Origin of the sequence: Shewanella sp. MSW, from assembly GCF_007636515.1 — a bacterium.
Lineage (GTDB): Bacteria > Pseudomonadota > Gammaproteobacteria > Enterobacterales > Shewanellaceae > Shewanella > Shewanella indica.
Map to the genome: position 1 here is coordinate 38,813 of NZ_LVDR01000011.1, position 13,282 is coordinate 52,094.

The following is a 13,282-nucleotide window of genomic DNA, read 5'->3' on the forward strand; positions in this document are numbered from 1 at the left end:
CCTCACAGAAAAATAAAGCCGCACAGAAGTGCGCCGAGCGCCAAACGATAGATCACGAAAGGCAGCATGCCCATCTTGCTGATGATCTTCAAAAACAGGTGAATACAGGTGAAGGCCGCGACAAAAGAAAGCACCACACCCAAAATCAAGGCTTGCCAGTCAATCACATGCCCGCCTTCGAGCAGATCTTTGCCCATCAGCAGCGCCGCGCCCAGGATCACTGGAATCGACATCAAAAAAGAAAAACGCGCCGCCGCCTCGCGATTAAGCCCCAGCATCAGGGCCGCAGTCATGGTGATCCCCGAGCGACTGGTGCCGGGAATAAGTGCCAATGCCTGGGCAAAACCTATCATCAATGCCTTGCGCCAACCGGTTTGATACTCAGTAAGTTCAAGCCGAGCCATCTTATCTGACCACCAGAGCAGCAAACCGAATATCACAGTAGTAATGGCGATAACACCCGGCCCCCGCAGATAAGTTTCAACCAAATCTTTGGCCATAAAACCAAAGATGACTGCAGGTATGGTAGCCAGAATAATCCACCAGGCGAGTTTACTCTCGGCGCTGTGATTGCCCTTGAATATGCTGCCAAACCAAGCATTCAGCATAGCTATGATTTCAGCACGGAAGTAGAGTACCACAGCGAGTAGTGAGCCTATGTGCACTGCCACATCGAATGCCAGCCCCTGATCTTCCCAGCCGAGTAACTGAGAGGGTAAAATAAGGTGCGCCGAGCTGGAAATAGGCAAAAATTCAGTCAGGCCCTGGATCAGGGCAAGGATAATGACCTGTAATGTGTCCATAATTGTCCTTAAAAAATCAGGCCGACAGGCCCCAATCGAAAGCGATAGGCCAGAGCTTCTGACTGGCCTTATCATATTCCTGCCACAACTGCTGGTAGCTGAGTTGTGCCAGAGGATGCTTGGTTTGCGGTGCCAGTTCAGCCAGTGGCCAAAGCACAAAAGCGTTGGTCAGGATCTCGGCTCTGGGTAAAACAATGGGCTGCTGACAGACCTTGTCATCGTAGAGCAGTAGATCCAAGTCAAGAGTCCGCGGAGCAAACTTTTTGGCACCCGGGAGCCGACCATGGCGCAGCTCTATCTGCTTGAAACAGGCCACCACTTCGGCAATACCGAGTGACGTATGAGCGCCCACCACCATATTGAGAAAGTTGCTGCCCTTGAATCCCACTGATTCACTCTCGTAAACCGATGACAACAGCAGCTCGCCAAAAGCAGCGTGCAGCTCGTGGATAGCTGCACGCAGATAACGTTCCGGGTCGATATTGCTGCCCAGACTGATGTAGATATGTGCCATATTGCCGTTAGATACCACGCTCGATTTCAACACCGACCGCTTTGGCCGAAGGAATAGCGCCGGGCTTCATCACCCGCACCTTGACCCAAGGCACTGCAAATTCACTCATCAGGCAATGGGCTATCATTTCGGCGACGGTTTCAATCAGCTCAATAGGCTTTGCGGTAATCAAGTCGGTAAGACGCTTGCTGACGGTTTCATAGCAGAGCGCCTGGCTGTAATCATCGCTGTCTGCAGCGGCTCTGTTATCCCAAGCCATATCCAGATCAATAAGCAGTGTCTGATGTATCTGTTTTTCCCACTCGTAGATCCCAATAACCGTCTCTATCTGTAATTCCCGTATCAGCACTCTGTCCATAAAATCCCCCCTTAGCAACTGCCGGGCCTGAGGTCAGATAAGCTAACGTCAATAAAACCGCTATAATCCGACGCGTTCCGGAGATATTCACGGCAGCCCCTTTCTACCTGGCCCAATCTTAAGTAGGATAAGGCATTGAAGGACAAGATGAACCCGAAATTTCCAACCACCATTAAGTGGTCAAGATTTTCACCTTGGGTTATCCGGGCAAGGGCTGCATTTTTCAATGTGCGCGATAATACCTTAAGACGAGTAAGGAAACCAATTTGAGTACCATGGTACTGACCCCAATGATGATTGTGGCCGCTTACCTGCTCGGCTCTATCTCCAGCGCCGTGCTGGTGTGCCGCCTCAAGGGTCTGCCGGATCCCAGAGGCAAAGGCTCCGGCAACCCAGGCGCGACTAATGTGCTGCGTATCGGTGGCACCTGGGCCGCCGCCATGGTGTTTTTCTTTGATATGCTCAAAGGGGCTCTGCCCGCTTATACCGCTTATCTGATGGGGATAGATGCCGTCTGGCTTGGGGTGATAGCCATTGCCGCCTGCCTTGGACACATATACCCGATTTTCTTCGGTTTCAAGGGCGGCAAAGGCGTAGCCACAGCGCTCGGTGCCATGGCGCCTATAGGTGAAGGCTTGGCGCTGTGTTTGATGGGTACCTGGTTAGTGGTGGTTTTACTGACCCGTTATTCCTCGCTGGCGGCCCTGGTTACCGCCCTGCTGGCACCTTTATATACCTGGTGGCTGGATGACAGATTTACCCTGCCGGTGGCCATGCTATCGACACTGATCATTATCCGCCACAAGGATAATATTCGCCGCCTGCTCAAGGGGGAAGAATCCAAAATGTCGCGCTCCAGGCGCACTAAATAGAAGCAATTGCACGGTTGTAACGACTGTCACAAAAACAGCAAAGGCGCCATTGGCGCCTTTTACTTTTCAGGTTACAGAGGATGAGTTAGCTAGGCTCCTTCAGGAAATCGCCTCCAGGGTATCCAGCGGCCAACGCGGCTGCCCTTTCACCGCCAACGTCTCACGCTCGCCGGCCTTGAGGCGCTGCAAGCCTGCGTAGGCTATCATGGCGCCGTTATCTGTGCAGAACTCGCCTCTGGGATAGAAAACCTTGCCGCCACGACTTTGCATCAACTCGGCCAGTGAGCTTCTCAGACGGGTATTGGCACTGACACCACCGGCAATAACCAAGCGCTTAAAGCCGGTTTGCTCCAATGCGCGGCGGCACTTGATAACCATGGTATCGACCACGGCTTCTTCGAATGCCCTGGCGATATTGGCACGGGTCTGCTCATCATCCGGTTCGGCGGCTATGGTATTGGCTGCGTAGGTTTTCAGTCCCGAGAAACTAAAATCCAAACCCGGTCTGTCGGTCATCGGCCGGGGAAACTTATAACCGGACTTTTCCCCTTTGGCGGCGAGTTTAGCCAATCTTGGGCCTCCAGGATAATCCAGCCCCATCAGTTTAGCTGTCTTGTCGAAGGCTTCACCGGCCGCATCATCTATGGATTCACCCAAGACTTCATAGCTGCCTATGCCTTCTACTTTCACCAGCATGGAGTGACCACCGGAAACCAAGAGCGCCACAAAGGGAAACTCAGGTGCATCCTCTTCCAACATGGGCGCCAGCAGATGCCCTTCCATATGGTGGACACCAACAGCGGGTTTATTCCAGGCAAATGCCAGGGAGCGACCAACGCAAGCCCCCACCAAAAGCGCACCTATAAGGCCCGGCCCCTTGGTGTAAGCAATACCGTCGAGATCTTCGATACGGGTATCGGCCTTGGCCAGTGCTTCACGGATCAGTGGCACTATTTTACGCACATGATCCCTTGATGCCAGCTCAGGCACCACACCACCGTAGTCGGCATGCAACTTGACCTGACTGTAAAGTGCATGGGATAACAGCCCCTGCTCTTCGTCGTAAACCGCTATTCCTGTCTCATCACAGGATGTCTCAATACCTAAAACCCGCATCTATGAAATCTTTCCACCTGAAAAGGGGCGCCAATTCTACCCCTAACCAGGAGATTTCTCCAGTTGTAGGCTAAAGTGAATTTACTTTAGGGACTTTACATTCAGTGCCTGTCGGTTTAAAATTCCGCACCATTTTAAATCCACTTGGGTCAAGTGATTGACTCAATACAAACTTACACCTAAGGGGTGATGGCGTATGCCAATTATTAAAGTACGTGAAAACGAACCATTCGACGTAGCTCTGCGTCGTTTCAAGCGCTCTTGTGAAAAAGCCGGTATCCTGGCCGACGTGCGTGCTCGTGAATTCTACGAGAAGCCAACTACTGCTCGTAAGCGTGCAAAAGCTGCTGCAGTTAAGCGTCTGGCCAAGAAGCTTTCTCGCGAAAACGCACGTCGCGTACGTTTATACTAATTCCTTATGAGCCTGATAGATAAGCTGAAAGACCAGATGAAACAAGCCTTGGTGGCCAAAGAGAAGGTCCGCCTGGGTACGATTCGTATGGCATTAGCTGCCATCAAACAGATTGAAGTGGATACCCGCGAAACTCTGAATGATGAGCAGATAATAGCTGTCTTGACCAAAATGGTGAAACAACGCCGTGATGCCATTGCCCAATATGAGGCAGCGGGTCGTCCGGAGTTGGCAGAAGTCGAAGCAGCAGAGATTCAAGTTATTGAAACTTTCCTGCCACAGCCTCTGAGCGAAAGCGAAATCGCTGCGCTGATTGATGCGGCTATCCAAGATAGCGGCGCCAGCACTATGGCGGATATGGGCAAAGTAATGGGAGCGTTGAAATCCAAAGTTCAGGGTCGTGCAGACATGGGTGCAATTAGTGCCCAGATCCGTGCCAAACTGCAATAAGCGGGTTTCCACGTATGAACAAGCCGTGCATCTGCGCGGCTTGTTTGTTTACATCGGTCAAGGGTGCATGACTCAGTCTGATGGCTATACCTCGTGATTTTATCAATGAGCTGATTGCTCGCACAGACATAGTTGATCTAATCGATCACAAAGTACCCCTTAAAAAAGCGGGTAAGAATTATTCTGCCTGTTGCCCTTTCCACAGCGAAAAATCACCCTCTTTCACCGTTAGCAGAGATAAACAGTTTTACCATTGCTTCGGCTGTGGTGCCCATGGCAATGCCATCGACTTCATCATGGAGTATGACCGTCTCGAGTTTCTCGATGCCATTGAGGAGCTGGCAAGCCAACTGGGGCTGGAAGTACCGCGGGAGAATAACCCCAATCGTCGTCGTGACGAAGGGCTCAGCCGCGATCTCTATCAGTTGATGGAAGAGGCTAACAGGTATTACCAAAGCCAGCTCAGACAACACCAGGACAAACAGAAGGTGTTGGACTATCTGGCCTTTCGTGGATTATCAGACCAGGTGGTCGAGCGCTTCGGCATAGGCTTTGCCCCCGACGGCTGGGATGGCTTGCTGAGTCGCTACCGCTCACAACAGGAGTCGCAGGACAAACTGTTGACTGCGGGGATGATTATCAGCAACGACAACGGTAAGCGTTATGACCGCTTCCGTGACAGACTGATGTTCCCGATCCGCGATAGACGCGGCCGGGTGATTGCCTTTGGTGGCCGGGTATTGGGAGATGGTACCCCCAAGTACTTGAATTCTCCGGAAACGCCCATATTTCATAAGGGTAACGAGCTTTACGGTCTTTATGAACTGAAGCAGGCTCACAGAGAACCCCGACAAGTGCTGATTGTCGAAGGTTATATGGACGTGGTGGCGCTGGCTCAATTTGGGGTCGATTATGCAGTAGCCTCCCTGGGGACTTCGACCACAGCCGAACAATTTCAGTTGTTGCTGCGCAGCGCCAAAGAAGTGGTTTGCTGTTATGACGGTGACAACGCCGGAAAAGAAGCAGCCTGGCGCGCACTGGAAACCGCCCTGCCACTGCTTAAGCCCGGCGATACAGTGCGCTTTATGTTTTTGCCCCAGGGGGAAGATCCCGACTCCATGGTGCGTAAGACAGGCAAAGAAGCCTTCGAGGCATTGATAGATGAAGCGCAAACACTGACAGGGTTTCTGTTCGATACCCTGACCACTAAATACGGGACAGACAAGGGCAACTTGGCGAAACAGGCCATAGCTCTGATTGAAAAGATTCAAGATACTGTGCTGCAAAATCTATTGCTCGAAGACCTGTCACACAGGCTCGGCATGAACAGCGCAGATGATCTGAAGAAGAAGCTGGGATTCAAGAGCCCCCAAGGGGTGGCTTCTGCCCGGCATAAAGCGCTTAAGGGCCGGGGTACCCCGCTGCGACTCGCCGTCGCCTTGCTGGTACAACACCCACAGTTGGGGCTGAATTTGATCCCCCAACCGGCTCTTAAGCATTTGCAGATGGCCGGCATAGACTTGCTGGTCGAATTACTGGATTTGACTCGCGCCCAGAAGATGAACAGCGCACAACTACTTGAGCAATTCAGGGATACGGACGAATTTTCCGCCCTGAGAAAACTAGCCCAATGGGAGCATCAAGTGGCGGATGAAAACCTGGAGCAAGAGTTCAAAAAATCCCTGGTATGGCTGAACAATCAATACATTGAGCAACGTTACCAGGAATTAAGTCTGAAACAGACCCATACTAAAGAAGAGAAAATACAGCTTAAGAAGCTAATCGCAGCGATGAAAAGCTGCCAATAAGCTCTCTCAATTTATGGGTCCGGTCGCCGGACTAGCACAGGGATGCGCACATGGCTATAATTGACGATTTGTGCGGCAAGAGCCCAAGGCCGCTGCCCATCGTTGTAACAGTTACCCAACTTGGATGATATCTATGGATCAAACTCCGCAGTCGCAACTTAAACTGTTGCTCGCCAAAGGCAAAGAGCAAGGTTACCTAACCTATGCAGAAGTGAATGACCACTTGCCTGCAGATATGGTCGATTCTGACCAGATCGAAGATATTATCCAGATGATAAATGACATGGGTATCCGAGTGTTTGAAGAAGCACCGGATGTCGATGACATTATGATGTCGGAAGACAGCACGGATGAAGATGCCGCCGAAGAAGCCGCAGCAGCTCTGGCCTCAGTCGAGAGCGAGCTGGGCCGCACCACAGACCCAGTGCGTATGTATATGCGTGAAATGGGCACAGTGGAACTGCTGACCCGCGAAGGCGAAATTCAGATCGCCAAGCGTATCGAAGAAGGCATCAACACGGTACAGAGCTCAGTCGCCGAGTACCCACAGGCAATCGCCATGATCCTCGAACAGTTTGATCAGTTCGAGGCCGAAGAGATCCGCCTGTCCGACATTATCTCTGGATTTGTCAATCCCGATGAAGACAATGTAGGCCCAAGCGCCACCCATATTGGCTCAGAGTTATCCGATGAAGACCTGGATGATGAAGATGATATGGACGACGATGACGAAGATGACGACAGCGATTCCGAAGATGAAGGCTCAAAAGGCCCGGATCCGGAAGAAGCCCGTGAGCGTTTCGGCCAACTACGTGCCGTCTATGAAAACTCACTGAAGCTCATCGAACTCAAGGGACGCGATCACCCCGAGTCAGTCGCGGCTCTGTTCCACATCGGCGAAATTTTTAAAGAATTCCGTCTGGTGCCCAAGCAGTTTGACCGTCTGGTCAAGAGCATGCGCAGCATGATGGACAAAGTGCGGGTTCAGGAACGCCTGATCCTCAAGCTTTGTGTTGAACAGGCCAAAATGCCGAAGAAGAACTTTGTTAAGCTCTTCACCGGCAACGAAACCGACATCAGCTGGTTCAACGCTGAGATGAACTCCGGCAAGCCATACGCCGAAGGCCTGAAAATGGTCGAGGAAGACGTGCTGCGTTGCCGCGCCAAGCTGGAAGCCATCGAAGCCGAAACGGGTCTGTCTATCGCCTCAATCAAAGACATCAACCGCCGCATGAGCATAGGTGAAGCCAAGGCTCGCCGTGCCAAGAAGGAAATGGTTGAAGCCAACTTACGTCTGGTTATTTCTATCGCCAAGAAATACACCAACCGTGGCCTGCAGTTCCTGGATCTGATCCAGGAAGGCAACATAGGTCTGATGAAGGCAGTAGACAAGTTTGAATACCGTCGTGGCTATAAGTTTTCTACCTATGCTACCTGGTGGATCCGTCAGGCCATTACCCGCTCCATCGCGGACCAGGCCCGTACCATACGTATCCCGGTACACATGATAGAGACTATCAACAAGCTCAACCGTATCTCGCGGCAGATGCTGCAGGAAATGGGACGCGAGCCTTCTCCGGAAGAACTTGCCGAGCGGATGATGATGCCGGAAGACAAAATCCGCAAAGTGCTGAAAATCGCCAAAGAGCCTATCTCCATGGAGACCCCTATCGGGGACGACGAAGATTCGCATCTGGGGGATTTCATCGAGGATACAACCCTCGAGCTGCCACTGGACAGCGCCACCAGCGAAAGCCTCAAGAGCGCCACTCATGAGGTGCTGGCTGGCCTGACAGCCCGTGAAGCCAAGGTTCTCAGAATGCGTTTTGGTATCGACATGAACACTGACCACACCCTGGAAGAAGTGGGCAAGCAATTCGACGTTACCCGTGAACGTATTCGTCAGATTGAGGCCAAGGCACTGCGTAAGCTGCGTCACCCGAGCCGCTCGGAAATCCTCAAGTCCTTCCTGGACGAGTAAACAAGCTTTTGTACAAAAACCCCGCATCGCGGGGTTTTTTATTGCCTTTAAGACTCAAGTCTGATTAACAGATAACCACTTGAAAGCAATAGCATCAATAATGCGCAAAACACGGGTGACAAGCGCAATTAAACTTCGTATACTCTCTCCCGCTTCTGGTGATGACGATTGCCTTAAGCCGGCCCCTTAGCTCAGTTGGTTAGAGCACACGACTCATAATCGTTAGGTCCACGGTTCAAGTCCGTGAGGGGCCACCAAATTTTTCAAAGGCTTAGCTCATTAATTTGACTAAGCCTTTGTGCTTTCTGGGACACTGGGTGCTGTAATGGGTGCTGTAGTGTTCAAACTCGCATTAGAAAAGATCTTGTTGCCTTCCCCAAGCCTCCCCAATAATGTATCGGTCAAAGAGTATGTATGTAACCGCTTTTGAAGTGGTGGCGATTCCTAAACAGTACATCTAAGGACTAACATGAAAATTATAGGGATATTTGCAGCGTTAATAACGCTATCAGCTTGCACCTACACATCTAACATGAACGTAGGAACCAATTTCAGTTCCGAGCAGGTGGCAAAGATAGAAAAGGGCAAAACGGCAGAAGCAGATTTAGTTAACCTCTTTGGTCAGCCACAAGTAAAAGCTGTCATCAACGAAACAGACGTAAAGTGGATTTACAGTTACACAGAGGGAAGCGCATCAGCCCAAGCGTTTACCATGAAAACCACATCCGACTTCACGACTCACACACTTGATATTTTGCTTAGAAATGGTGTGGTAGTGAACTTCGCAGAAACCCACGCGCCAACGAATATGACTATCAACACTCAAAGCTCAATAAAGTAGTCGAGTGACTGTATGGACATATTGGACTATTACGACTTAAAGGAATGGTGGAACACGGCGCTAACGCCTGCACAACGCGCTCAGATAGCCATAGACTATCAGCCGATGGGTTACCCTTCAGGTACGCCATTTCTCTACTCGCCAATCGGAAAATCCTATGGTGAAACGGGTAAATGTTGCTTACTGGATGTCTTAGCGTGTGTGGCAAAGGATGACGCGAAAGACATCATCTGGAACAAAACCGAGCAAGCGGTAAAAGAGGCTCTCAGCCAACCAAGAAAGAACTACAAAGACATTCATCTGGCGCTAACGGGCTTAATTAAATACCACTACCGCCTTCGAGAAAATCCATTGCACTACGACAAAGCAAAAGAGCTTTGTTTGCTGCAAATATCCATATCCAAGCAAGCTGCCAACGCATTTAGCAAGCCCCCAAAGCCCAAAGGCATCAGCCTGAAAAAACTTGAGGCCATGCTAGGCCATAAGCTGGTGGGCTATGACATCCCGCAAATAATGCCCTCTCATATTGGCTTTAAACAACTGGCGATCATTCTTGAAAAAGAGGGGGATCTTGAAGGTGCGCTAAAACTGACACAGAAGGCTTTAACGCAAGGATGGACTAATGATTCAGACAAACGTATCGACAAACTAACCGCTAAGCTCGACAAACGTAAATAGTCCTTTTTATAGAGTAAGAAAACTCGGGTTAAAGGTGTCCGAAAACTCCCTTAGTGATGTCAGAAAACGTGCGGCTAATGATGTCGGAAAAGTCCGCCAGCTATCCTTATCAGCTGATGTCAACCGTGCCTGTTGTAGCTATGTAGTAACCATCATACAACGGCTAACAACATGAATTTACTAGGCTAAATTAAGTGAGTTGTAATGTTGTAGGTGTTGTGGCTGTCGCTATAGACCGACTCCCGACTCCGCCATCTGTTCAATTATCAAATTTACTCTGCCCCCCGCCACCAAGTACAACACTACAACAAAAAAACCTTTCTGGCTTAGAGCCCACATCAGAAAAGGCTTTCAGGCAGTTGTAGCCCTGTTGTAAGCAGTGCAACACATACAACAAAGCCCCGTTTTACGGGGGCTATGACTTCTAAGTATTATTTATCAAGGTGAGCGATAGCGCGGCGGCATGCCAGCGTTACAGAGCAAACTGCCCTCATTGATGCAAGTCGCAATGGCGGCGCGAATGGCGTCCGATTTATTGCCCGTCATCGTTTTGAATGGTGCCACTCGGCTGCGGCTTTGGATAATTTCCCGTTCGGTCTTGGAGCCACCTTGCTCAAACATCCTAAGTATTGCCTCACACTCGGCAGACTTACCTATCATCCCCTTTTCTTCCAGAATCTGGCGCACATTAGCGGCTAAGGCTGCGGCCATATCAATGGCGACCATCACCACTGAATAAGGAATAAAACCACCCACAGCTTTATCCGTCATCAGGCAATCGGCAATGTGCAGGGTAGCGGCGAGTTTCATCACTTGAATATCTATTTTGCCGAAAATGCCCCGCAGTACCCCGTGAGAATAAAGCTCCCCATCGGCTAATAGCGGTTCAATTTCCTGCTGCTTATCCGCTATGGCTTGCCAGCCTTGCGGCTCTATCTCCAGCGAAATTAAGCGTTCCAGTAATGGATAGTGATTATTGCTAACCATCCAGTCACTGATATTTTCAACCGCTTTGGCGTAACTGGCTTTTAGCTCTCGGTCTACAAAACTAGGTTTGGCTTTACCAAAGCGCCGCTTGCCTAATAATGTTGGCTCACTCAGCATCAAAAAACGCTCAGCAATTCCCGTATCGCCGCTCTTTGCCAGAATGGTATCAATGCTGCCAGCCTGTGCCAGTAAGGTAATAGCCCCGTGAACTATGCCCTGATATCCTTGGCGGGTCACACGGCTAGAGCTATGCCATTCACCATTAAAGCCTTTGAGTATTAAATCGCTATCAGCTTTACGGTCCGACGTTAGGCCAAGCAATACATCACTTAACCCTTGCTCAGCACTTGCCAATGAGAAATAGCCCTCATTAACCTTGGCATGATCTGACTCTAAGGCTTCTGGTGTTGTATTTGAGCCCAATATCCGAATCGGCCTTGCGGGTTCCTCCTCAGTAGCGGCTGCTGAGCGAATATCATTTAGCGCCTTAATCGCTTTTAAACATGGCGTGGTTGCTGTGCGTAACACTGAGCTTTTGGCCGCTGCTGGTGGCTGCTCAGCGACAACATAAAGCCCCATCGGTAGCCGCTCCTGATTCGGATATTGCACGCAATATTTTAACCCTGCATAGCCTGAGAAAATGCCCATCACGGTTAACATGGCGGTGTTTGTTGGAAACTGATAAGCCCTCGCAACATCCGCGGCAAAGGTCACTAGCGAATTACCTTTACCAATAGCTGCCAAATCGAGCTTTTCCGCTGATTTCGTACTGGGTAAGTTACTCGCTTGCATTGGCTTAATCGGTGTTAAGTTATTTAACTGCTGCCGCCCTTGCGGGTCGGCAAAATCTACCCCTTTCTTTGGCTTATTCATGCGCACACCTCTGGCATTAAGTAACTGCCATTAACGGCGATAGCGGCTTGCCTTGCGTAGCGCTCACCCGCCCCGCTGGGGTCATTATCGGCCAGCATAATGATGTTGGCTTGCGGTCTTGAACGCCGGACAATTCGCGAAACCTCCACCAAGCCACCAGCATTAAAGGCACAGATAACCCGACCTTTTGGCCTGTCCTCGGCTACCGCTGCACAGGTGGCAAAGCCCTCGCCAATGTAAATAGTCGCGGCTGCTTCTATCTGGCTGCAAAGCGGGAACATGCCGCCTTTGATTTGCCCACCAGCAAGAAAAGTTTTCTGGCCGTCTGAATCGATAAACTGCAAGCTGCTGATCTTCGCACCGTTAAGCACAGGAATAACCAAGGTGTCCGACTTAAAGGATTGGCGATTAGGTAAGGTTACTGGCCTGTTTAGCTGCAAACTGCCAAACGGCAACACCCCTTTGACTTCTAAGTATTGATTCGCTGCCGTTGCTTCAGTGCAGCAATGGCGGGCTATGTCATAGGCTAATTGTGCGGCCTTCTCGCGGGTTTTCAGCTGCTCCAGCTCGCGTTGTACCTGTTGCTGTGCAGCGCGTTGCTGGTGGCGTTTTATATGCTCAGCATCCATGCCCTGCCCCATATCAAGCCCCACAAGGGGTGCGACCATCGCGGCCGCCTGATAAGGTTTCACGCCAAAGGCATTGCACACCAACGCCAGCCCGTCACCGCTATTTGGCTCGCACTGATTACAAAACCACGTACCGCGCCCGTCTTTGTCATCAAAGCGAAAACGGTCTTTGCCACCACACACAGGGCAAGCCTGGTGTTTGTTGCCATTCACTGAGATACCAAGGCCATTAAGCACGTTCAGCCAGTGGCCGTTAGTTGCGGTGTTGATTGCTGAGAAAATGTCGTTAGTCATTGACGACCTCCTCAGCGTATGGGCAGAAGTAATACTGCACCCTGCGACTGCCATCACCTAGACTGCGGGAACTAATTTGCAGGCCGCAATACAGCCTTAGCAACGGGTTTGCACGTTGCAAAAAGCTTGGCAAATACGGTATTTCGAAAGACGCCATTTCTGCGTCTTTACGCACGGTAGGGCAATGTTCCTTAAGGTAGTAAAGCCCTGTGGTTAACTTGGCTGGGAAGCAATTAGCCGCTAATGCTTGCTCAACAGTTAATAAACCATTGCGCAGAGACTGTGGTAATAGCGAACTAGTAGGACTATCATTAGCCGAGCTATTATTGATAGCTGTATTAGGTAAAGAGGCTGCGTTCAATCCGCCAAGATCCGCGCAGCTTTTTTTATTTCCTTTTCCCATTGGTGAACTATTCATGCTCACCTCCAGCCAAGCCTTGCAGCCAAAGATCGTATTGCTCTTCAGTCCAGCCAATAGCAACACCATTTCGCATCAGCGGTTTGGGAAATGACTTATCCTTTTGCCACCAACGCCACAGGGTTCGCCTGTCGCGTCCAGTAAGCTCAGACATTTCTTTGTACTTGATAATTCTAGAGTTAGGCATAGTGCCTCCTTATGTCATAACAAGTCTTAATTGATCTTGTTATGAACCATTAAAAGGCTTC

The 13,282-nt window shown here is 50.4% G+C and carries 15 protein-coding genes and 1 tRNA gene; 8 read left to right on the forward strand and 8 right to left on the reverse strand.

Annotated features, from left to right (window positions below):
* Positions 1-2 precede the first annotated feature (2 nt).
* The 3 genes from AYI96_RS13100 to folB are packed head-to-tail and all read right to left on the reverse strand — an operon-like array spanning position 3 to position 1,675.
* Complete coding sequence (locus tag AYI96_RS13100; RefSeq protein WP_101094735.1) at positions 3-803, reverse strand: undecaprenyl-diphosphate phosphatase; 801 nt, start codon at positions 801-803, stop codon at positions 3-5.
* Between the two features lie 16 nt (positions 804-819).
* Positions 820-1,317: a 2-amino-4-hydroxy-6-hydroxymethyldihydropteridine diphosphokinase gene (gene folK / locus AYI96_RS13105; RefSeq protein ID WP_039034923.1), complete on the reverse strand. Its 498-nt coding sequence runs from the start codon at positions 1,315-1,317 to the stop codon at positions 820-822.
* 7 nt (positions 1,318-1,324) lie between these two features.
* Positions 1,325-1,675 (reverse strand): dihydroneopterin aldolase, encoded by a 351-nt coding sequence (gene folB, locus AYI96_RS13110; protein WP_039034924.1) that lies wholly within the window; start codon positions 1,673-1,675, stop codon positions 1,325-1,327.
* A 275-nt stretch (positions 1,676-1,950) separates the two neighbouring features.
* On the opposite strand from folB, the gene plsY reads away from it, so the two are divergent.
* Entirely contained in the window at positions 1,951-2,547 is a 597-nt protein-coding gene (plsY, locus tag AYI96_RS13115; protein WP_373297541.1) for a glycerol-3-phosphate 1-O-acyltransferase PlsY, read from the forward strand.
* Positions 2,548-2,646: 99 nt separating this feature from the next.
* Here plsY and tsaD read toward each other — a convergent pair whose 3' ends face one another.
* Complete coding sequence (tsaD, locus tag AYI96_RS13120; protein ID WP_039034926.1) at positions 2,647-3,663, reverse strand: tRNA (adenosine(37)-N6)-threonylcarbamoyltransferase complex transferase subunit TsaD; 1,017 nt, start codon at positions 3,661-3,663, stop codon at positions 2,647-2,649.
* 196 nt (positions 3,664-3,859) lie between these two features.
* On the opposite strand from tsaD, the gene rpsU reads away from it, so the two are divergent.
* The 7 genes from rpsU to AYI96_RS13155 all read left to right on the forward strand — a co-directional run bounded on the left by rpsU (position 3,860) and on the right by AYI96_RS13155 (position 9,833).
* Complete coding sequence (gene rpsU, locus AYI96_RS13125) at positions 3,860-4,075, forward strand: 30S ribosomal protein S21 (protein ID WP_006080725.1); 216 nt, start codon at positions 3,860-3,862, stop codon at positions 4,073-4,075.
* Between the two features lie 6 nt (positions 4,076-4,081).
* Complete coding sequence (locus AYI96_RS13130) at positions 4,082-4,525, forward strand: GatB/YqeY domain-containing protein (RefSeq protein WP_039034927.1); 444 nt, start codon at positions 4,082-4,084, stop codon at positions 4,523-4,525.
* An 80-nt stretch (positions 4,526-4,605) separates the two neighbouring features.
* A complete protein-coding gene (gene dnaG / locus AYI96_RS13135; protein ID WP_039034928.1) occupies positions 4,606-6,333 on the forward strand; it encodes a DNA primase in 1,728 nt (575 codons plus the stop codon).
* Between the two features lie 133 nt (positions 6,334-6,466).
* The gene (gene rpoD, locus AYI96_RS13140; RefSeq protein ID WP_101094736.1) at positions 6,467-8,314 is read left to right on the forward strand and encodes an RNA polymerase sigma factor RpoD; all 1,848 of its coding nucleotides are present in this window, start codon (positions 6,467-6,469) and stop codon (positions 8,312-8,314) included.
* 180 nt (positions 8,315-8,494) lie between these two features.
* A tRNA-Ile gene (locus tag AYI96_RS13145) sits at positions 8,495-8,571 on the forward strand.
* Positions 8,572-8,783: 212 nt separating this feature from the next.
* Entirely contained in the window at positions 8,784-9,155 is a 372-nt protein-coding gene (locus tag AYI96_RS13150) for a hypothetical protein (protein WP_144361740.1), read from the forward strand.
* Positions 9,156-9,167: 12 nt separating this feature from the next.
* Positions 9,168-9,833, forward strand: a complete 666-nt coding sequence (locus tag AYI96_RS13155) for a hypothetical protein (protein ID WP_144361741.1) — start codon at positions 9,168-9,170, stop codon at positions 9,831-9,833.
* A 438-nt stretch (positions 9,834-10,271) separates the two neighbouring features.
* Here the strand turns inward: AYI96_RS13155 and AYI96_RS13160 are convergent, their stop codons facing one another.
* The 4 genes from AYI96_RS13160 to AYI96_RS13175 are packed head-to-tail and all read right to left on the reverse strand — an operon-like array spanning position 10,272 to position 13,221.
* A complete protein-coding gene (locus AYI96_RS13160; RefSeq protein ID WP_144361742.1) occupies positions 10,272-11,693 on the reverse strand; it encodes a DUF3987 domain-containing protein in 1,422 nt (473 codons plus the stop codon).
* Positions 11,690-12,616, reverse strand: coding sequence for a primase-helicase zinc-binding domain-containing protein (locus AYI96_RS13165; RefSeq protein ID WP_186300064.1), 927 nt, complete (start codon positions 12,614-12,616; stop codon positions 11,690-11,692). The genes AYI96_RS13160 and AYI96_RS13165 overlap by 4 nt, the downstream gene beginning before the upstream one ends.
* Positions 12,609-13,034, reverse strand: a complete 426-nt coding sequence (locus AYI96_RS13170) for a hypothetical protein (RefSeq protein ID WP_144361744.1) — start codon at positions 13,032-13,034, stop codon at positions 12,609-12,611. The genes AYI96_RS13165 and AYI96_RS13170 overlap by 8 nt, the downstream gene beginning before the upstream one ends.
* The gene (locus AYI96_RS13175) at positions 13,027-13,221 is read right to left on the reverse strand and encodes a helix-turn-helix transcriptional regulator (RefSeq protein ID WP_144361745.1); all 195 of its coding nucleotides are present in this window, start codon (positions 13,219-13,221) and stop codon (positions 13,027-13,029) included. Before AYI96_RS13175 ends, AYI96_RS13170 begins: the two co-directional genes overlap by 8 nt.
* Positions 13,222-13,282: the final 61 nt, after the last annotated feature.